Origin of the sequence: Mesorhizobium sp. B2-6-2, from assembly GCF_006440615.1 — a bacterium.
Taxonomy (GTDB): Bacteria; Pseudomonadota; Alphaproteobacteria; order Rhizobiales; family Rhizobiaceae; genus Mesorhizobium.
The window spans coordinates 878,591-897,898 of the sequence record NZ_VFUG01000001.1 but is presented as its reverse complement, the minus strand read 5'-3'; the positions used below and the strand labels follow the sequence as shown (position 1 = coordinate 897,898).

At 64.1% G+C, this 19,308-nt stretch carries 16 protein-coding genes; 11 read left to right on the top strand and 5 right to left on the bottom strand.

What is annotated here, in order from left to right:
- Positions 1-82: 82 nt before the first annotated feature.
- From FJ419_RS04395 to FJ419_RS04380, 4 genes are read left to right on the top strand one after another with little or no spacing between them, the layout of a single operon-like run.
- Positions 83-1,945 (top strand): ATP-binding protein, encoded by a 1,863-nt coding sequence (locus FJ419_RS04395; protein WP_140687874.1) that lies wholly within the window; start codon positions 83-85, stop codon positions 1,943-1,945.
- Entirely contained in the window at positions 1,942-3,297 is a 1,356-nt protein-coding gene (locus FJ419_RS04390) for a sigma-54 dependent transcriptional regulator (protein ID WP_140687872.1), read from the top strand. The genes FJ419_RS04395 and FJ419_RS04390 overlap by 4 nt, the downstream gene beginning before the upstream one ends.
- A 20-nt stretch (positions 3,298-3,317) precedes the next feature.
- Positions 3,318-3,515 (top strand): hypothetical protein, encoded by a 198-nt coding sequence (locus FJ419_RS04385; protein WP_140687870.1) that lies wholly within the window; start codon positions 3,318-3,320, stop codon positions 3,513-3,515.
- A complete protein-coding gene (locus tag FJ419_RS04380) occupies positions 3,512-3,859 on the top strand; it encodes a hypothetical protein (RefSeq protein WP_224608676.1) in 348 nt (115 codons plus the stop codon). Before FJ419_RS04385 ends, FJ419_RS04380 begins: the two co-directional genes overlap by 4 nt.
- Before the next feature lie 4 nt (positions 3,860-3,863).
- Here the strand turns inward: FJ419_RS04380 and ggt are convergent, their stop codons facing one another.
- The 3 genes from ggt to FJ419_RS04365 all read right to left on the bottom strand — a co-directional run bounded on the left by ggt (position 3,864) and on the right by FJ419_RS04365 (position 9,414).
- Positions 3,864-5,600, bottom strand: coding sequence for a gamma-glutamyltransferase (gene ggt / locus FJ419_RS04375; protein WP_140687868.1), 1,737 nt, complete (start codon positions 5,598-5,600; stop codon positions 3,864-3,866).
- Between the two features lie 329 nt (positions 5,601-5,929).
- Positions 5,930-7,222: an L-rhamnose catabolism isomerase gene (gene rhaI / locus FJ419_RS04370; RefSeq protein ID WP_140687865.1), complete on the bottom strand. Its 1,293-nt coding sequence runs from the start codon at positions 7,220-7,222 to the stop codon at positions 5,930-5,932.
- A gap of 89 nt (positions 7,223-7,311) precedes the next feature.
- Entirely contained in the window at positions 7,312-9,414 is a 2,103-nt protein-coding gene (locus tag FJ419_RS04365) for a bifunctional rhamnulose-1-phosphate aldolase/short-chain dehydrogenase (protein WP_140687863.1), read from the bottom strand.
- Positions 9,415-9,602: 188 nt separating this feature from the next.
- On the opposite strand from FJ419_RS04365, the gene FJ419_RS04360 reads away from it, so the two are divergent.
- From FJ419_RS04360 to FJ419_RS04330, 7 genes are all read left to right on the top strand, one after another.
- Entirely contained in the window at positions 9,603-10,412 is an 810-nt protein-coding gene (locus FJ419_RS04360) for a DeoR/GlpR family DNA-binding transcription regulator (protein WP_140687861.1), read from the top strand.
- A gap of 55 nt (positions 10,413-10,467) precedes the next feature.
- The gene (gene rhaS, locus FJ419_RS04355; protein ID WP_140543763.1) at positions 10,468-11,463 is read left to right on the top strand and encodes a rhamnose ABC transporter substrate-binding protein; all 996 of its coding nucleotides are present in this window, start codon (positions 10,468-10,470) and stop codon (positions 11,461-11,463) included.
- Between the two features lie 84 nt (positions 11,464-11,547).
- A complete protein-coding gene (locus tag FJ419_RS04350; RefSeq protein ID WP_140687859.1) occupies positions 11,548-13,107 on the top strand; it encodes a sugar ABC transporter ATP-binding protein in 1,560 nt (519 codons plus the stop codon).
- Complete coding sequence (locus tag FJ419_RS04345) at positions 13,104-14,081, top strand: ABC transporter permease (protein WP_140687856.1); 978 nt, start codon at positions 13,104-13,106, stop codon at positions 14,079-14,081. Before FJ419_RS04350 ends, FJ419_RS04345 begins: the two co-directional genes overlap by 4 nt.
- A complete protein-coding gene (locus FJ419_RS04340; protein WP_140687855.1) occupies positions 14,078-15,079 on the top strand; it encodes an ABC transporter permease in 1,002 nt (333 codons plus the stop codon). The genes FJ419_RS04345 and FJ419_RS04340 overlap by 4 nt, the downstream gene beginning before the upstream one ends.
- A complete protein-coding gene (gene rhaM / locus FJ419_RS04335) occupies positions 15,079-15,393 on the top strand; it encodes an L-rhamnose mutarotase (protein WP_210241643.1) in 315 nt (104 codons plus the stop codon). Before FJ419_RS04340 ends, rhaM begins: the two co-directional genes overlap by 1 nt.
- On the top strand, positions 15,390-16,748 hold the full coding sequence (locus FJ419_RS04330; protein ID WP_140687853.1) for an FGGY-family carbohydrate kinase: 1,359 nt from the start codon (positions 15,390-15,392) through the stop codon (positions 16,746-16,748). The genes rhaM and FJ419_RS04330 overlap by 4 nt, the downstream gene beginning before the upstream one ends.
- Before the next feature lie 35 nt (positions 16,749-16,783).
- Here FJ419_RS04330 and FJ419_RS04325 read toward each other — a convergent pair whose 3' ends face one another.
- Positions 16,784-18,040: a D-amino acid dehydrogenase gene (locus FJ419_RS04325; protein ID WP_140687851.1), complete on the bottom strand. Its 1,257-nt coding sequence runs from the start codon at positions 18,038-18,040 to the stop codon at positions 16,784-16,786.
- A gap of 96 nt (positions 18,041-18,136) precedes the next feature.
- Entirely contained in the window at positions 18,137-19,132 is a 996-nt protein-coding gene (gene galE / locus FJ419_RS04320; protein ID WP_140687849.1) for a UDP-glucose 4-epimerase GalE, read from the bottom strand.
- Positions 19,133-19,308: the final 176 nt, after the last annotated feature.

Genomic DNA, 19,308 nt, shown 5'->3' with positions numbered 1-19,308 from the left:
GACATGCGGCCTCGGAGAACCCTCGTGCGGTTATCCGCATAGATCGATTTGCGCTTTGTGCGAAATCATGCACAGATGCGGCATGCTGCAACGCCCTGCCGCTGTCCTTGCTGCCACGCCCGAACTCCTTGCCGGGCGGGCGCGTCGCGCCTGGCTGCTGTTCGCGGCGGTGGCGCTGCTGATCGTGCTCGCGGCGCTTTACGGCGCCGGCCTCTACGGCCGTTCGACCGAGATCGAGGCTCTAGCCACGCAAGGGCGCACAGACGCCAACCTCAAGGTCGCGCTGTTGCGCGCTGTATTGGAAAATCCGCGCGCGCTGCCGCTGCTTTTGTCGGAGGACCAGCAGGTGCATGACGCGTTGAGCGAGCGCAGCCCTGCCGCGATCGATGTGCTCAACCGCAAGCTCGAAGGGCTGGTGTCCGGCACCAAGGCCTCGGTGCTCTATGTCACCGGCACGGACGGCTTGGCGATCGCATCAAGCAATTGGCGCGAGCCGGTGAGCTTCGTCGGCAACGACTACGGCTTTCGTGCCTACTTCTCGGGCGCGATGCAGTCCGGCACGGCCGAATATTTCGCGCTCGGCAATGTCAGCAAGCGTCCGGGCCTTTACATCTCGCGCCGTGTCGACGGCGCCTCGGGGCCGCTCGGCGTCGTCGTGGTCAAGATGGAGTTCGACCAACTCGAGGCCGACTGGCACGAGGCCAACCGCCCGGCCTATGTCAGCGACGCGCATGGCGTGGTGCTAATCACCAGTGTGCCCTCCTGGCGCTTCCTGACGACAGAGCCGCTCAGCCGGCCGATGCTCGCCGGTATTCGCGCCAGCCAGCAATTCGGCGATGCGCCGCTGGTGCCGTTGCCGGTCACGAAACCACAACCGCTCAGCTCCGATGTCGCGCTGGTCCATGCCATCACGCCCGGGGGCAGCGACGCCGAGTATCTGCGGCTGTCGACCGCGGTGCCGTCGACGCCGTGGCGGCTCGACTATCTCGTTCCGGCCGAAGCGCCGATCGCGGCGGCGCAGCGCGAGATGCGGCTGCTGACACTGGGCGTCCTTGTCCCGCTCCTCGCATTAGCCGCCTATCTGTTGTGGCGCAGGCAGTCCGCGCAGATGCGGATCGCCGCCGAGCAGGCCGCGCGGGCCGAGCTCGAGCGCCGCGTCGTCGAGCGCACGCAGGACCTCAGCCTGGCGCGCGACAGGCTGCAGGCGGAGATCGCCGACCATCGCAGCACCGAGGCCAAGCTGCAGGTCATGCAGCAGGAGCTGGTGCAGGCCAACCGGCTTGCCACGCTTGGCCAGGTCGCGGCCGGCGTCGCGCATGAGATCAATCAGCCGGTGGCGACGATCCGCGCCTATGCCGACAATGCGCGCGTCTTCCTGGAGCGCAAGCAGAGCGCGTCGGCCGAAGAGAACCTTGGCGCCATCGCCGCGCTGACCGAGCGCATCGGCTCGATCACCGAAGAGCTGAAAGCCTTTGCCCGCAAGGGCCGCACCGCCGCCGAACCGGTTGAGCTGCGCAGCGTGATCGAAGGCGCCGTGGTGTTGCTCAGGAGCCGCTTCGCCGGCCGGCTGGACGCGCTGTCGGTCACGCTGCCGCCGCCGGCGCTGAAGGTGATGGGAAACCGGCTGCGGCTGGAGCAGGTGCTGATCAACCTGTTCCAGAACGCGCTTGAGGCGCTCGATGGCCGTGATGGCGCGCGGGTCGAAGTCTTCGCCACCGAAACCACCGAAGACGTGGCGCTGGTCGTTTCCGACAACGGACTGGGCATCCCGCCTGCGATCCTGAAATCGCTGTTCACGCCCTTCACCACCTCCAAGGAAAAAGGCCTCGGGCTCGGCCTCGTCATCTCAAAGGACATCGTCGCCGACTATGGCGGGCGCATCGAGGTTTCGAGCAGCGGCCAGGGAACACGCTTCACCATCCATCTGTCGAAGGCCGGCGCATGACGAAACATGAACCGGCACCAGTGATCCTGATCGACGACGACAGTGATCTTCTCAAGGCGACAACGCAGACACTGGAGCTAGCCGGCTTTGCGGTATCGCCCTACCCGGTGGCGAAGGAAGCGCTGGCAGCGCTCGACAGGAATTTCGCCGGCGTGGTGGTGTCGGATATCCGCATGCCGGAGATCGACGGCCTGCAGCTTTTCGACCGCGTGCTGCGGCTCGACCCCGATATCCCCGTCATCCTGGTCACCGGCCACGGCGACATCGCCATGGCGGTCAAGGCGATCAAGGACGGCGCCTACGACTTCATCACCAAGCCTTTTGCCGCCGACCGGCTGGCGCAGAGCGTCGCGCGCGCGGCGGAAAAACGCCGCCTGGTGATGGAGAACCGCGCCCTGCGCGAGGCGGCCGAGCAGGCGCAGGAGGGATTGCCGCTGATCGGCCAGACGCCGGCGATCGAGCGGCTGCGCCGGACGCTGCGGCAGATCGCCGACACCGATGTCGACGTGCTGGTGACCGGCGAGACCGGCTCCGGCAAGGAGGTGGTGGCGAGCCTGCTGCACCGCTGGAGCCGCCGCGCCAAGGGCAATTTCGTCGCGCTCAACTGCGGCACGTTGCCGGAGACGGTCATCGAAAGCGAATTGTTCGGCCATGAGGCCGGCGCCTTTACCGGCGCGCAGAAGAAGCGCGTCGGCCGTATAGAGCATTCGAGCGGCGGCACGCTGTTTCTCGACGAGATCGAAAGCATGCCGGCCTCGACACAGGTGCAGATGCTGCGCGTCTTGGAAATGCGCGAGGTGACGCCGCTCGGCACCAATGAGGTGCGGCCGGTCGACCTGAGGGTGGTCGCGGCAGCCAAGGTCGATCTCGGCGATGCCAGCCAGCGCGGCGCTTTCCGCGAGGATCTCTATTACCGGCTCAATGTGGTGACCCTTTCGATCCCGCCGTTGCGCGAGCGGCGGGACGACGTGCCGTTGTTGTTCGGATACTTCGCCGAGCGCGCCGCGGCCCGCTTCAGGCGCGCCGTGCCGGCAATCTCCGCCGCGGTCCGGCGCCATCTGAGGGACCATGACTGGCCGGGCAATGTGCGCGAGCTCGCTCATTTCGCCGAACGTTTCGTGCTCGGGCTCGAGGACGTTGCCGCATCGCCTTCCCCGGCGGCAACGGAACGCGACACCTCCGTGCCCTTGCCGGAACGGCTTGATCGCTACGAGGCCGAGATCATCCGCGAGACACTTGGCCGCAATGACGGCGACGTCCGGCACACCATCGAGGCGCTCGGTATCCCGCGCAAGACCTTCTACGACAAGCTGCAACGGCACGGCATCGTGCGCAGCGACTTTTCCCGGTAGACCAGGGCCAGAGATGGCGCATGATATCGTCGGAAAACCGCTTCACACTTTTCGGCATCATGCTGTGGGAACCGCAACGCCGCTTCGCCGTTGAGACCGACCGGGGAACCGTGGCACGCCGGCATCAGCCGGGCGGCGAATGCATCGCCGTGGCGGTTTTGCCGGGTTGCGCTCGGCAGGCGTTGATGGTTTGTTGCCGCCCAGCGGAGAACGAATGATGCGCGAATCCCTCGGTCAAGACGAATATGGCTCGACCAGCCCCTTCGACCCTGACGACCTGCCCAATCTCAATGCGATGGGGCCGGCGATGGGTGGCGGCAATGATTTCGAGAAATACGCGGTCGCCGTCATCATCGTCTTCGGCGCGCTGATCATCGGCGGCCTGATGGCCGCCTCCATGTCCTTCGGCCACCGCAACGGCTTCCTGTTCGCGCTTGGCGGCGCCACGGCGGCGTGGATCTCGGGCAATGCGCTGCTGCTCGACCGGCCGCGCATCTATGCGCTGTTCGTCGCCATCGCCGCCGTGATGCTGATCGCCTCGACCATCACGCTGGTCACCTGATCAATCAATATCCCAGCGCCTCACCGGCGGCAGCGCGGCTGTCGATGGCGCCGTTGTAGCGCGCGCCGCCGCCTTTCTCGATCTGTGCCAGGCTCTTGCCACCGACCAGGATGCCAGCCGCCTGCCCCCAGGTTTGGTCGCCGAGATCGAGGTGATAGCCCATGCCGGCAAGCAGCTTCTCGGTGTCCGGCGACAGCCCGAATGGTTCGACATAGACCGTGTCCGGCAGCCATTGATGATGGATACGCGGAGCGTCGATCGCCTGCTGGATGTCCATGCCGTGGTCGATGACGTTGATGATCGCCTCCAGCGTGATGGTGATGATGCGCGAGCCGCCCGGGCTGCCGATGACCATGAACGGCTTGCCGTCTTTCGTGACGATCGTCGGGCTCATCGAGGATAAGGGCGTCTTCTTCGGCTGGATGGCGTTCGCTTCGCCCTGGACCAGGCCGTAGAGGTTCGGCACGCCCGGCTTCTGGGTGAAATCGTCCATCTCGTTGTTGAGCAGGATGCCGGTGCCGCCGGCGACGACCCCGGCGCCGAAGGAGCCGTTCAGCGTGTAGGTGACCGCGACCGCGTTGCCGTCCTTGTCGATGATCGAGTAATGCGTGGTTTCCTTCGACTCGCCGAAGCCTTTCGGCATCAGTTCCTTCGAGACGCCGGCGCGGAACGGGTCGATCTTGTCGCGAATGTCTTTCGCATAGGTCTTGTCGACCAGCTTCGAGACCGGATTGTCGACGAAATCCGGGTCGCCGAGCGCCGAGTTGCGGTCGACATAGGCGTGGCGCATGGCTTCCACCATGACGTGAACCGTCTCGGCCGAGCCGGCGCCGAGATAGGAGAGCGGATACCCCTCCAGCACGTTGAGTATCTCGCAGATGATGACGCCGCCCGAGCTCGGCGGCGGCGAGGAAATGATCTCGTAGCCGCGATAGGAACAGGTCACCGGCTTCAGCTCGCGCACGGCATATTGCTCGAAATCGGGCTTGGCGAGGATGCCGCCCTTGGCGCCGCTCGCCTTGACGATTTCATCGGCAATCGACCCTTTGTAGAAGGCGTCCGGGCCTTTGTCCGAGATCGCCGAAAGGGAGGCGGCAAGGTCCGGCTGAACGAGCTTCTCGCCGACGCCGTAAGGCTTGCCGTCTTTTTTGAGGAAGATCGCGGCGGCAGCCGGGTCCTTCGCCAGCCGCTCGGTGCCGCCGGCGAACGAAGCCGCGTCGCCCTGGTTGAGCACGAAGCCGTCTTTGGCGTAGGCAATCGCCGGCGCCATCAATTCCTGCCGCGGCAGCGTGCCGTATTTCTCACGCGCCATCTCGAAGCCCGCGACCGAGCCAGGCACGCCGACCGCGAGATAGCCGTCGAGGCTGGCGCCTTTGATCGGCTTGCCGTCCTTGTCGAGATACATGGTTTTGGTCGCCGCGAGCGGCGCGCGCTCGCGGAAATCGAGGAACGTCGTGCGGCCGTCCTTCATGCGCACGGTCATAAAGCCTCCGCCGCCGATATTGCCGGCATTGGGATAGACCACGGCGAGCGCATAGCCGACGGCAACCGCGGCATCGACCGCGTTGCCGCCCTTCTTCAGCACGTCAACACCGACTTCGGTTGCAAGATGCTGGGCAGTCACCACCATGCCGTGCTCGCCCTTGGCAGGAGTTGGCGAAGCGGCAAAGACGGCGGCCGGCGTGAAGGCAAAGGTGAGCGAAAGGCTGACGGCGATCAGCGTCCGGCGGGTCAAGGGCATGGCGGTGCTCCAAATGCTGCGTGCGTAAGAAGAGCTACTTGGAGCGGCCGAGTCCATCCATCAATACGACCGAACACATATTGGTTTTCGCTCGCTGGCAAGTTCCAGGTTGCAGGAAGAGAGAGCCGAGGCCGATGCCAGCCAATCTCCCCCGCAAGGGGGAGATGCCCAGCAGGGCAGAGGGGGGGCGCGAAGGATCGCCAATCTTCGGATGCTCGACTATCTCCAACGGTTTAATGTGCAAATGGAAGATTTTGAGATGTTGGCGGGACAGCGCCCCCCTCTGTCCTGCCGGACATCTCCCCCACAAGGGGGGAGATCGGCCAATCTCAAACGATCCCGCCGCCGCCACCCGCGACAGCCGGCCGCTCCGCCGCGACCTTGGCCCGGTAGTCGGCCTCGCGATAGGCGGCGACCGGATCGATGGCGCCGCCGGTCCTCAGACGTGCCATGGCGAGGATCGGTTCGACATCGGTGCGGTAGGCTGCCTTTAGCGTCTGCGTCGCCATCAAAGCATCATTGGCATCCTGAAAACCTTCCAGCGCCTTGCGATCGACCAGCAGCGCCTGCGCATAGGCGCGCTGCACCTCGACCGCCGACAGCATCAGGCTTTCGATCGGATCGGTGACGTTGTGGCTCTGGTCGAGCATATGCGCGGGATCGAAGCCCTTGGCACCGGCGAGCTCCGCATCGACCAGCTCGTTGAAGACGAGGAACAGCCGGTAGGGGTCGATCGAGCCAGCATCGAGATCGTCGTCGCCATATTTGGAATCGTTGAAGTGGAAGCCGCCGAGCTTGCCGAACTGGATCAGCCGCGACACGATCATCTCGATGTTGACGTTGGGCGCGTGGTGGCCGAGGTCGACCAGGCAGAAGGCCTTGTCGCCGAGTTCTTTGGCGATGATGTAGTTGGTGCCCCAGTCCTGCACGACCGTCGAATAAAAGGCCGGCTCATACATCTTGTGCTCGGTGAACAGCCGCCAGTCGTCCGGCAGGCCGGCATAGATCTCACGCATGGCGTCGAGATAGCGCTCGAAGGCCTTTGCGAAATTGACCTGGCCGGGGAAGTTGGAGCCATCGCCGATCCACACCGTCAGCGCTTTCGAGCCCAGCGTCCTGCCGATCTCGATGCATTCGAGATTGTGCTCGATGGCCTGCTTGCGCGTGCCGGCATCGGCATGCGACAGCGAGCCGAATTTGTAGGAGAGCTTCTGGTCCTTGGCATCGGAGAAGGTGTTGGAATTCATGGCGTCGAAGCCGAGGCCGAAGCGCGAGGCCGCCTGCTTCAACCGGTTCGGATCCGCCTTGTCCCACGGGATGTGCAGCGAGACGGTTGGTGTTGCCTGCGTCAGTTGGCTGATAACGGCGCAGTCCTCGATCTTGTCGAAGATGTCGCGCGGCTCGCCGGCGCCGGGAAAGCGGGCAAAGCGCGTGCCGCCGGTGCCGACGCCCCAGGACGGGATCGCGACGCCGAATTTTTCCACCTTGTCGCGGATAGCGTCGATGGCGATACCGCGCCGGTCGAGGCGCTCGCCGAGCGCGGCGTAGTCGCGCTCGAGGTCGGCTTCGCGCGTGGCGTTGTGCTTAGCTACGAGGTCGGCTGAAATGATCACTTCGGACAAAAGCTATTCCTCCCAAGAATGCGTTCAGCTGGCGCTGCCCCTCATCCGCCTGCCGGCACCTTCTCCCCGTGGAACGGGGAGAAGGAAGCTTAGCGCGTAAAGCTCTGCGCGTTGCCGGCGTCGACGTTGACGATGTTCCCCGTGGACTTGGCAGACATGTCCGAGGCGAAGAAATAGATCGCTTCGGCGATGTCCTCCGGGAAGACCGAGCGCTTCAGCATCGAGCGCGAGCGGTAATGCTCCTCGAGGTCGTCGGTCGACATCTTGTAGGCGGCGGCGCGCTGTTCCTTCCACTCGCCGGTCCAGATTTTTGAGCCGCGCAGCACCGCGTCCGGATTGACGACATTGACCCTGATCTGCGCCTCCGCGCCTTCCAGCGCGAGGCAGCGGGCCAGATGGATCTCCGCAGCCTTGGCCGTGCAATAGGCTGACGCGTTCGGCGAAGCGGCAAGCCCGTTCTTGGACGCGACGAAGACGACATTGCCGCCGATTTTCTGGGCGCGGAACAACCGGAAGGCCTCGCGCGAAACGAGGAAATAGCCGGTGGACAGGATGTCCATGTTCCGGTTCCACAACGAAAGTGTCGTGTCCTCGATCGGCGCCGAGGAGGCGAGGCCTGCGTTGGAGACCAAAATGTCGATGCCGCCGAACTCGACCGCAGTCTCGGCGAAGCCGGAAAGCACCTGATCCTCCGAGGTCACGTCGATCCGCACCGGACGGACGAAGTCCTTGCCGTAGGCTTTCGAAAGCTCGTCATTGGCGCTGGCCAACGCGGCCTCGTCGATGTCGGCCAGCATCACGCAGGCGCCTTCGCGCAGCAGCCGGATGGCGGTGGCGCGGCCGATGCCGCCGGCGCCGCCGGTGACCAGCGCGACCTGACCGGCGAGTGCTTTCGGCTTCGGCAGTCGCTGCAGCTTGGCCTCCTCGAGCTGCCAGTATTCGATGTCGAAGGCTTCCTGGGCGGGCAGGCCGACATATGACGAAACGGTCGAGGCGCCGCGCATGACATTGATGGCGTTGACATAGAACTCGCCGGAAATGCGGGCCGTCGCCTTGTCGCCGGCAAAGGTGAACATGCCGACGCCCGGCATCAGATAGACCACGGCATTGGGATCGCGGATGGCGGGCGAGTCCGCATGTTTACAGGCATCATAGTAGGCCTGATAGCCAACGCGGTATTCGGCGATGTCGTCGGCCAGCCGCGCGATGACGGCATCGACATCCGGCTTTGCCGGATCGAACTCGATAACCAGCGGCCGGATCTTGGTGCGCAGGAAGTGATCGGGGCATGAGGTGCCGAGCGCCGCCAGCGGCCGCAAATCCTTCGAATTGACGAATTCGAGCACGGCGGGCTGGTCGTCGAAATGGCCGAGCTTGTGGCTCTTTTCGGAGATGAGGCCGCGGATCCACGGCATCAGCTTGGCCGCGATGGCGCGGCGCGCGGAAGCATCGAGCGATTGGACCGCCTCGCCGCCGAAGATCGCCTTGCCCTGCGATTTGCGCTCGAACCAGTCGATCGCCTGATTGATCACCGAGATCGTCGTCTCGTAGCACTCCTTGGGCGTGTCGCCCCAGGTGAACAGGCCATGGCTTTCCAGCACGACGCCCTTGGCATCAGGGTTTTCGAGGCAGAATTTTTCCAGCCACAGGCCGAGCTCGAAGCCCGGCCGTTTCCACGGCAGCCAGCCGATGGCGTCGCCGAAGATCTCTTTGGTGATCGCCTTGGAATCCTTGGCGGCGGCGACCGCGATGATGGCGTCGGGATGCATGTGGTCGACGCAAGCCTTAGGCACGAAGGCATGCAGCGGCGTGTCGATCGAGGCCGCGCGCGGATTGAGGTTGAAGGTGCAGTGGGGCAGATAGGCCACCATCTCATCCTCATGCGCGGGCCCGCGATAAAGGCCTTTCAGCGCGCGCAGCTTTTGCATGTAGAGGGTGGCGAAACCGTCAAGCTTGATCGAGGCGCTGTCGCCGCCCGAGCCCTTGACCCACAGCACCTCGACCTCCTCACCGGTGAGCGGGTCCTTCTGCCAGACCTTGGACGAGGTGTTGCCGCCGCCATAGTTGGTGACACGCTTGTCGGATCCCAGCGTGTTCGAGCGATAGACCAAGAGCTCAGGACCGCTCATCCCTCCGGCCTTTGCATCGTCCCAACGATTGGCGAGGCGCGAGCCGGAGCGCTTGTCGAGCATAGGTATCCTCCCTTGGAGCGCGATGCCGCGCCCCTCATTTCTCGACCGGGAATGTCTACGCAAGCGTCGCGCTTGTCAATCACAAACGATCAATATCGATCATACTGCACCGCACAATGAAAATATATGATCGGAAATGATTGACACTGCGCGTTTTCTAAGGCCTGATGCTTGTGCAGGGAGGAACCATGCACGAGAAAGAGCGCCACAGGATCATTCTGTCCGCCGTCCAGGAAAAGCCTGTGGTGACGGTGCAGGAGATGGTCGATCTGACGGACTCCTCCGAGGCAACGATCCGGCGCGACATCGCGGCGCTGCATGTCCAGAAGCGCCTGCGCCGCGTGCGCGGCGGCGCCGAGGCGATCTCGCCGCCGCAGTTCATCGGCCTTGCCGGCCGGCCCTTCTCGGTCAACGAAACACTGAACGCCGCGCAGAAGCGGGCGATCGCCCGCGAAGCGGTGAACCTTTGCACGGACGGCGAGCCGATCATCATCAATGGCGGCACCACCACCTTCCAGATGGTGCATTTCCTGACCGGACGCCGCATGCCGATCTTCACCAACTCCTTCCCGATCGCCGAGCATCTGCTCAAGCACTCGAAGAACACGGTGATGCTGTCGGGCGGCACTATCTACCGCGAGCAGAACATCATCCTGTCGCCCTTCGACAATGACGTGACGCGCAACTTCTATGCGCGGCGCATGTTCATGGGCGCGCAAGGTTTGGGGCCGCTCGGGCTGATGGAAGGCGACCCGCTGCTGATCCAGGCGGAGCAGAAGCTGATCGACCAGGCCGACGAACTGGTGGTGCTGGTCGATTCCTCGAAATTCCGCATGCGCTCGAGCCTGATCCTGTGCGGGCTGTCGCGCATCGCAACCGTGATCACCGACGACGGCATCGAGGACCGCGAGGCCAAGATGCTGGAAACAGCGGGCGTGGCGCTGATCGTCGCCCGCAGACAGTCAAGCGACAAGGAGGAATCTTCACTGCAGGCCTGAGGGAAGCTCACGCTCGCAGCGGCGATGGAATGCAACGCTCAAGGGAGGATATTCGATGAGCTTTTTGAAGAAACTGCTGGTTACGGCGGCCTTTTCCGCCGCCATGTTCGTGAATGCCGCCTATGCCGAGAACGTCAAGATCGCGCTGGTGGTGAAATCGCTCGGCAACGGCTTCTTCGACGCCGCCAACAAGGGCGCCGAGGAAGCGGCCAAGGAACTGGGCGATGTCGATGTCATCTATACCGGCCCGACCAAGGCTACCGCCGAAGCCCAGATCGAGGTGATCAATTCGCTGATCGCGCAGAAGGTCAATGCGATCGCCGTTTCAGCCAATGACGCCGACGCGCTGGTGCCGGTGCTAAAGAAGGCGATGGATCGCGGCATCACCGTGATCTCGTGGGACTCCGGCGTCGCGAAGGAAGGCCGCCAGCTCCACCTCAACCCTTCCGACACCGGCCTGATCGGCGAGACCATCATCAAGCTCGCCGCCGACTACCTGCCGGAAGGCGGCGACGTCGCGATCCTGTCGGCCTCCTCGACGGCGACCAACCAGAACGCCTGGATCGAAGCGGCCAAGAAGGTGCTGCCGGAGAAGTTCCCGAAGATTAAGCTGGTCGCCACCGTCTATGGCGATGACGACTCGGCCAAGAGCACGGACGAAGCCAAGGGCCTCTTGAAGTCCTACCCGAACCTCAAGGCGATCATCGCGCCGACCACGGTGGGTGTCGTCGCCGCCGCACAGGTCGTCACCGACGAGAACCTGATCGGCAAGGTCAACGTCACAGGCCTCGCGCTGCCGTCGGAGTTCAAGAAGTTCATCGACAACGGCGCTTCGCAGGCTGTCGCTCTCTGGAACCCGATCGACCTCGGCTATTCGGCGATCTACCTCGCCCATGACCTGGCGGTGAAGAAGGAAGAAGCCAAGCCCGGCGCAACGCTATCGATCGGCCGCGTCGGCAAGGTGACGCTCGACGACACCAACTCGGCCGCGATGGCTCCGCCTTTCCAGTTCGACAAGAGCAACATCGAGAAGTTCTCGAAGATCTATTGATCCTGGTCGACTTAACGCTCATGCGGCGGGGCAATTGCCCCGCCGCAATTTCAAACGGACCTTCTTTCGGGGCCTGATACGGATATGGACACGACAGCCCAGCGCAAAGCGGAGACGGAGCGGCCCGGGCCTTCAGGTCCGTCCCAAAGCGCCGCTCCCCGCCTGACACTCTCAGGCATCTCGAAGAGTTTCCCGGGCGTGCGCGCGCTGCACAATGTCAGCCTGTCGCTCTATCCGGGACAGGTGACGGCGCTGATCGGCGAGAACGGCGCCGGCAAGTCGACGCTGGTCAAGATCATGACCGGCATCTACCAGCCCGATTCAGGCGAGATCGGCATCGACGGCCTGGCCACGACGCTGCCCAGCGCGCATGCCGCCTTCGGCTACGGCATCACCGCCATCCACCAGGAGACAGTGCTATTCGACGATCTTTCGGTCGCCGAAAACATTTTTCTCGGCCATGCGCCGCGTACCCGCTTCGGCACCATCGATTGGCGCACTATGCGCAAGAATGCGCGCGAGGTGCTGGAGACGATGCGCGCCGGCCATATCGATGCCGACACGCGGCTGAAGGACCTCGGCATCGCCAACAAGCATCTGGTGGCCGTTGCCCGCGCCATGTCGATCGACGCGCGCATCGTCATCATGGACGAGCCTACCGCGGCACTTTCGATGAAGGAGATCGAGGAGCTCTTCCTGCTGATCGAATTCTTGAAGAGCGAAGGTAAGGCGGTGCTCTTCATCAGCCACAAGTTCGACGAGATCTACCGCATCGCCGACCGCTACACGGTCTTTCGCGACGGCGAGATGGTGGGCGAAGGCCTGCTCAAGGACACCGGCCAGAACGAGATCGTGCGCATGATGGTCGGCCGCAACGTCGACCACATCTTCCCGCAGCGAGAGCCGAAGATCGGCGCCCCGGTGCTGTCCATCTCCGGCCTGTCGCACCCGACCGAATTCGACGACATCGGCTTCGAATTGCACAAGGGCGAAATCCTCGGCTTCTACGGGCTAGTCGGCGCGGGGCGCAGCGAGGTGATGCAGGCGATCGCCGGCATCACCCGCACCAGCCGGGGCGCGATTTCGCTGGACGGCAAGACGATCGCGCCGAAATCGGCGGCGGATTCGATCGAGGCCGGTATCGTCTATGTGCCGGAAGAGCGCGGCAAGCAGGGCGTGGTGATCGGCCTGCCGATCTTCCAGAATGTGTCGCTGCCGTCGCTGAAGCGCACCTCGAAATCCGGCGTGCTGAGGCTGGCGGAAGAGTTCTCGCTCGCCCGCTCCTACACCGAACGGCTCGACCTGCGCGCCTCCTCGCTCAGCCAGGATGTCGGCACGCTTTCCGGCGGCAACCAGCAGAAAGTGGTCATCGCCAAATGGCTGGCCACAGCGCCCAAGGTGATCATTCTCGACGAGCCGACCAAGGGCATCGACATCGGTTCCAAGGCCGCCGTGCACGGCTTCATGGCCGAGCTGGTCGCGCAAGGCCTGTCGGTGATCATGGTCTCCTCGGAACTGCCGGAAATCCTCGGCATGTCCGACCGCGTCGTGGTCATGCGCGAAGGACGCATCGCGGCGACCTACGACAATAAAGGGCTGGACGCCGAGACGCTGGTTCGAACGGCGGCGGGGATCGCGGCATGAAGAGCTTCCTGAAACATCGCGAGATCTGGCTGCTTGCCGGCATCGTCGTGCTGATCGGCCTGATCTCGACGCGCTTCCCCGGCTTCGCCGACCCCGCCAATCTGCGTCAGGTGTTCAACGACACCTCGATCCTGATGATCCTGGCGCTGGGTCAGATGGTCGTGATCCTGACGCGCTCGATCGACCTGTCGATGGCGTCCAATCTCTGCTTCACCGGCATGGTGGTAGCTATGCTCAACGCCGCGCATCCGGCGATCCCGATCCCGGTGCTGATCGTCATCGCGCTTGTCATCGGACTGGCGCTTGGCGCGATCAACGGTTTCCTGGTGTGGCGGCTGAACATCCCGTCGATCGTGGTGACGCTGGGCACGCTGACGATCTATCGAGGCGCCACCTTCGTCGTCTCGAGCGGCGCCTGGGTCAATGCCGACCAGATGAGCCCGGACTTCATCAATTTCCAGCGCGCCGCCTTCCTCGGCCTGCCGGTTCTGTCCTGGATAGCGATCATCGTGATCGCGCTGTTCTTTCTGGTCATGACGCGCACGCAGATCGGCCGCTCGATCCACGCCATCGGCGTCAATCCGACCGCCTCGGTCTATGCCGGCATCAATGTCGGGCGCACCAAATTCATCGTCTTTTGCATTTCCGGCATGATCGGCGGGCTCGCCGGATATCTGTGGATCTCGCGCTACGTCATCGCCTCGGTCGAGGTCGCCAACGGCTATGAGCTCAACATCATCGCCGCCTGCGTCATCGGCGGGATCTCGATCGCCGGCGGCATCGGCTCGGTCGGCGGCGCGGTGCTGGGCGCGCTGTTCCTCGGCATCATCTCCAACGCGCTGCCGGTCATCAACATCTCGCCCTTCTGGCAGATGGCGATTTCGGGCAGCGCCATCATCCTGGCCGTCGTGCTCAACGCGCGCGGCGAACGCCGGCAAGGCCGCATTATCCTGAGAAAGGCGGAAGCGGCATGACCGACACCCCTGCCCCGCGCCGTATCCCAGATCGGCTCGACAAGCCGCTGTCGTCGGCGATCTTCTCCTGGGAGGCGCTGCTCGTCATCATCGCGATCCTTATCTTCGCGGTGAACAGTTTTGCTTCGCCCTACTTCCTCGATCCATGGTCGCTGTCGGACCTGACCTTCAACTTCACCGAAAAGGGCCTGATCGCTTTAGCCATGGCGCTGCTGATCATCTCGGGCGAGATCGACCTGTCGGTCGCGGCGATCGTGGCTTTAGCCTCGACGATGATGGGCATGGCAGTGCAGGCCGGCGCGGGAACGCCGGTGCTGGTGGCGATCGGCGTCGTCGTGGGACTCGGCTGCGGCGCCTTCAACGGGCTGCTGGTCACCCGGCTTGGCCTGCCTTCCATCGTCGTCACCATCGGCACGATGAGCCTGTTTCGCGGCATCGCCTTCATCATCCTCGGCGACCAGGCCTACAAGGGCTATCCGGAAAGCTTCGCCTTCTTCGGCCAAGGTTATGTCTGGTGGGTCTTCTCGTTCGAGCTGGCGCTGTTCCTAGTCGCGGCGCTGATCTACTGGTTCGTGCTGCACCGCACGAGCTTCGGCCGCCGCGTCTTCGCCATCGGCAACAACCCCGTCGCCTGCCAGTTTTCCGGCGTGCGCGTCGACCGCATCAAATTCATCCTGTTTTGCCTGACCGGGCTGATGTCGGGCATAGCCGCGGTGCTGATCACCTCGCGGCTTGGCTCGACGCGGCCGTCGATCGCGCAGGGCTACGAGCTCGAGGCGATCACCATGGTGGTGCTTGGGGGTGTGTCGATCCTCGGCGGCGCCGGCAGCATTCTTGGCGTCGTGCTCGCCGCGTTCATCATGGGGCTGGTGACGTTCGGCCTCGGACTGCTCAACGTGCCCGGCATCGTCATGTCGATCTTCATTGGCCTGCTGCTGATCATCGTCATTGCGCTGCCGATCGTCTGGCGGCGGCTGCGCGAGGGGCGCTTCGCCTGATGGAGAAATACGCCTTCAAGATGAAGCTCAACCCCGGCATGAAGGCCGAATACAAGCGCCGCCATGACGAGATCTGGCCCGAGCTGGTCGCGCTGCTGAGAGAGGCCGGCGTCTTCGACTATTCGATCCACCTCGACGAGGAAACCAACATCCTGTTCGGCGTGCTGTGGCGGCGCGACGACCACGGCATGGCCGATCTTCCGAAGCGCCTGGTGATGCAGCGCTGGTGGGCGCATATGGCCGACGTCATGGAGACCAAACCCGACAACGAGCCGGTGGCGGCGCCGCTGGAAACAATGTTCCATATGGCATGATTGTCGCCGTCATCGATATCGGCAAGACCAACGCCAAGGTGGCGCTGGTCGATCTCGCGACGCTGAGCGAGATCGCGTTGCGCCGCTTCGCCAACGCGCCAGTGCGGCTGGCGCCCTACCCGCATCACGATGTCGAGGCGCTGTGGACGTTCATTCTGGACAGCCTCGCCGATCTCAACCGCGAACGGCGGGTGGACGCGATCTCGATCACCACGCATGGCGCGACCGGCGCGCTGGTCGGCCGCTCAGGCGAACTGGTGCTGCCGGTGCTCGATTACGAATTCGACGGCCCCGACCAGCTTGGGGCCGATTACGACGCCGTGCGTCCGCCCTTCGGCGAAACAGGCACGCCGCGGCTGCCGATCGGCCTCAATCTCGGCGCGCAGTTCTTCTGGCAGCAGAAATGTTTCCCGGCGGAATTCACCAAGGCCGCCTCGATGCTGATGTACCCGCAATATTGGGCGCTGCGGCTGACCGGCGTCGCCGCCAATGAGGTGAGCTCGCTCGGCTGCCACACCGATCTCTGGAATCCCTGGACGTCCGATTACTCTTCGCTGGTCGACAGGATGGGCTGGCGCCGGCTGATGGCGCCGGTGCGACCGGCAAAGGATCGGCTTGGCCCGATCCTGCCGGAGCTGGCGCGACGGACAGGGCTCGACCCGCAGACGCCCGTGTTCTGCGGACTGCACGATTCCAACGCTTCTCTGCTGCCGCATCTTTTGTCCGACACGCCGCCCTTCTGCGTGGTTTCGACCGGCACATGGGTGGTGTCGATGGCGGTGGGCGGCAGAAGGGTGGAGCTCGACCCGGCGCGCGACACGCTGGTCAATGTCAACGCGCTCGGCGATCCGGTGCCTTCGGCGCGCTTCATGGGCGGACGCGAGTTCTCGCTGCTGACCGAGGGCCAAAGGCAGGAGTGGAGCGAAGCCGACGTTGCCGCCGTGCTGGCGCGGCAAGTCTTGTTGCTGCCATCCGCCCAACAGGGCTCCGGACCATTCCCGCATCGCGATGCACAGTGGGTGAATGCTGGCGACCTAACCTCCGGCCAGCGCTTCGCCGCCCTCTCATTCTATCTGGCGTTGATGACCGCGACCTGCCTCGAGCTGATCGGCGGCGACGGGCCGACGACGGTCGAGGGACCGTTCGCGCGCAACCCGCTTTTCATCCGCATGCTGGCGGCAGCGACGGAGAGGCCGGTGGTTGCGTCGGAGACCTCGACGGGCACCAGCATCGGCGCCGCGCTGCTGGCGTTCGACGGCGCGGCCGTTGTGAGCAGAGGCGAGCACAGCAGACCGCCAGCCGATCCGGTCTGGGGCGACTATGCAAGGGCGTGGCGGTTGGCTGTTCAGACGTAACCGATCACTATCTGACAGATCGGCATCAAAGCCATTCAGCGCGCTGTGCCGTACAGCAATCCTTTGGGATCGATCTGCGGCTTTCTGCCGGCGACGACGTCGGCCAGGAATTGTCCCGAGCCGCAGGCCATGGTCCAGCCGACATGGCCGTGGCCGGTGTCGAGATAGAGATTGCGGTATTTCGCCCGGCCGATGACCGGCACCGAATTCGGCATCATCGGCCGCAGGCCGGCCCAGAGCACGGCCTTCTTCTCGTCGAAGGCGCCGGGAAAAAGATCCTTGCCGGTTTCCAGGATGGTCCTGAAATCACCCGGCTTGAAGCTGCGGTCGAAGCCGGTGAATTCGGCGGTCGAGGACATGCGCAGGCGATTGCCGAGCCTGGAATAGCCGATCAGCCGGTCCTCGTCGGCGCCGCCCATGGTCGGCCCCTTGCTCTCGTCCTCCAAGGGGATCGTCGCGGTGTAACCCTTCACCGGATAGACCGGCAGGTCGATGCCGTAGCGGCGGCCGAGCAGACCGCTTTCCGGCCCCATGGAGATGACGACGGCATCGCCGGTGACCGGTCCTGCCGAGGTCATCACCGCGCGCACCCGGTCTCCCTCGATGTCGAGGCCCTCGACCGTGGTGCCGAACAGGAACTTTACGCCGAGCTTCTCGGCTGCATAGGCGGCGAGCCGGTCGGTGAACTGCTTGGAATCGCCGGTCTGGTCGATCGGCGAATAGATGCCGCCGGCAATCTTGTCCTTCACGCCGGCAAGGCCAGGTTCCAGCTCAACCAGACGCTCGCGGCCGACGATCTCGATCGGCAGGCCGTGCTCGCCGAGATAGTGGTAATTGTCGGTGCCGGTGTCGAGGCTCCTTTGCGAGCGGAAGAAGTAGAGAATGCCCTTCTTGCGCTCGTCGTAATGGATGCCGGTTTCCTCCGACAGTCGATTGATGCAGTCGCGGGAATGGAGCGCGAGCCTCAGCTTGATGTCGGTGTTGGCGCGCAGCCGCGTCACCGTGCATTCACGCAGGAAGCGCAGGCTCCAGGCATAGAAATAGGGATCGAGGCGCAATCTCACCTTGATGCCGAGATCGTGATTCCAGAGCGCGCGCAGAAAGGTCTTCAGCGCGGCCGGCGAAGCCCAGGCGGTGGCGTCGCCAGGCGACACCAGGCCGGCATTCGACTGGCTGGTGCCGCGCGCCGCCGCTTCGTGGCGCTCGATCACGGTCACCTCGTGACCGTCCTTAGCCAGGTAATAGGCGGCCGCCGTGCCAACCACGCCGGCGCCGAGAACCAAGACCTTCATGCCGTTCCCTCATTGCGGCGGCGCGCGCCTCTACGCGCCGCTGAATGGGTCTCAATACCGTGTACGGACGCGCCGGACGAGCCCTTGGCCCAACAGTCAGCTTCCGATGGAGTTCTTGGTCGTCAGGATCCGTTCCCAGGCCAGAGCGTCGTTGACGATCAGGTCGAGATCGTCGCGCTGCGGCGTCCAGCCGAGTTCCTTGCGGGCAAGCTCGGAATTGGCGACCACGGCTGCGGCGTCGCCCGGCCGGCGGTCCCCCATGCGCACGTCGAAGTCATGGCCGAAGGCGCGGCGCACGCTGTCGATCACCTCCAGCACCGAATAGCCGTGGCTGTAGCCGCAATTGGCGACGAGACTCCCGCCGCCATCGCGCAGCCGCTGCAGCGCCAGCCGGTGCGCGGCGGCGAGATCGCTGACATGGATGTAGTCGCGCATGCAGGTGCCGTCCGGCGTCGCATAATCGGTGCCGAAGACCTGCATAAAGGGCCGCTTGCCGAGCGCGGTCTCGCAGGCGACCTTGATCAGATGCGTGGCACCGGGCGTCGATTGTCCCGTGCGGCCCTTTGGATCGGCGCCGGCGACGTTGAAATAACGCAGCGCCGTATAGCGGATGTCGTGCGCCAGCGCCGCGTCGCGCAGCATCCATTCGCTCATCAGCTTGGAAAGGCCATACGGTGATTCGGGCGCAAGGCGGGCATCCTCGCGCACCGGCTCCAGCCCGGCGCCGCCATAGACGGCGGCGGTGGAGGAAAAGATGAAATGCGGCACGCCCTCGCGCACCGCCGTTTCGATCAGCGTGCGGGTCTTGCAGGTGTTGTTTTCGTAATAGCCAAGTGGGTCGGCGACCGATTCCGGCACCACGATCGAGCCGGCGAAGTGGATGATGGCGTCGACCTTGTTGTCGCGAATGATCCGGCCGACCAGATCACGATCGGCGACATCGCCGACGGTGAGCTTTGCTTCCGGGGCGACCGCCCATTCGAAGCCGGTGGAGAGCCGGTCGAGCACCACGACACTCTCGCCGGCGTCCAACAACTCCCAGACCATGTGGCTGCCGATATAACCGGCACCGCCTGTCACCAAAACCGTCATCATCTACCTCGCTGATCAAGATTTATCGGAAACTGTCTCAACAGCCACCGCGCTGGAAAACCCGCCGCAAGCCCACTAGCCTCCCTATGTTAAGTCCGTAACAGTTCGTCGCGCCCGAGGCATCGTACTGAAACCAAGCTGCTTCAAACAGCGAGGAATAGGCCACGATCCGGCAT

Excerpts from the sequence above, each read along its gene's own strand:
- FJ419_RS04395 (WP_140687874.1), top strand. The coding sequence starts at position 83 with ATGCTGCAACGCCCTGCCGCTGTCCTTGCTGCCACGCCCGAACTCCTT.
- FJ419_RS04390 (WP_140687872.1), top strand. The coding sequence starts at position 1,942 with ATGACGAAACATGAACCGGCACCAGTGATCCTGATCGACGACGACAGT.
- FJ419_RS04385 (WP_140687870.1), top strand. The coding sequence starts at position 3,318 with ATGATATCGTCGGAAAACCGCTTCACACTTTTCGGCATCATGCTGTGG.
- FJ419_RS04380 (WP_224608676.1), top strand. The coding sequence starts at position 3,512 with ATGATGCGCGAATCCCTCGGTCAAGACGAATATGGCTCGACCAGCCCC.
- ggt (WP_140687868.1), bottom strand. The coding sequence starts at position 5,600 with ATGCCCTTGACCCGCCGGACGCTGATCGCCGTCAGCCTTTCGCTCACC.
- FJ419_RS04365 (WP_140687863.1), bottom strand. The coding sequence starts at position 9,414 with ATGCTCGACAAGCGCTCCGGCTCGCGCCTCGCCAATCGTTGGGACGAT.
- FJ419_RS04360 (WP_140687861.1), top strand. The coding sequence starts at position 9,603 with ATGCACGAGAAAGAGCGCCACAGGATCATTCTGTCCGCCGTCCAGGAA.
- rhaS (WP_140543763.1), top strand. The coding sequence starts at position 10,468 with ATGAGCTTTTTGAAGAAACTGCTGGTTACGGCGGCCTTTTCCGCCGCC.
- FJ419_RS04350 (WP_140687859.1), top strand. The coding sequence starts at position 11,548 with ATGGACACGACAGCCCAGCGCAAAGCGGAGACGGAGCGGCCCGGGCCT.
- FJ419_RS04345 (WP_140687856.1), top strand. The coding sequence starts at position 13,104 with ATGAAGAGCTTCCTGAAACATCGCGAGATCTGGCTGCTTGCCGGCATC.
- FJ419_RS04340 (WP_140687855.1), top strand. The coding sequence starts at position 14,078 with ATGACCGACACCCCTGCCCCGCGCCGTATCCCAGATCGGCTCGACAAG.
- rhaM (WP_210241643.1), top strand. The coding sequence starts at position 15,079 with ATGGAGAAATACGCCTTCAAGATGAAGCTCAACCCCGGCATGAAGGCC.
- FJ419_RS04330 (WP_140687853.1), top strand. The coding sequence starts at position 15,390 with ATGATTGTCGCCGTCATCGATATCGGCAAGACCAACGCCAAGGTGGCG.
- FJ419_RS04325 (WP_140687851.1), bottom strand. The coding sequence starts at position 18,040 with ATGAAGGTCTTGGTTCTCGGCGCCGGCGTGGTTGGCACGGCGGCCGCC.
- galE (WP_140687849.1), bottom strand. The coding sequence starts at position 19,132 with ATGACGGTTTTGGTGACAGGCGGTGCCGGTTATATCGGCAGCCACATG.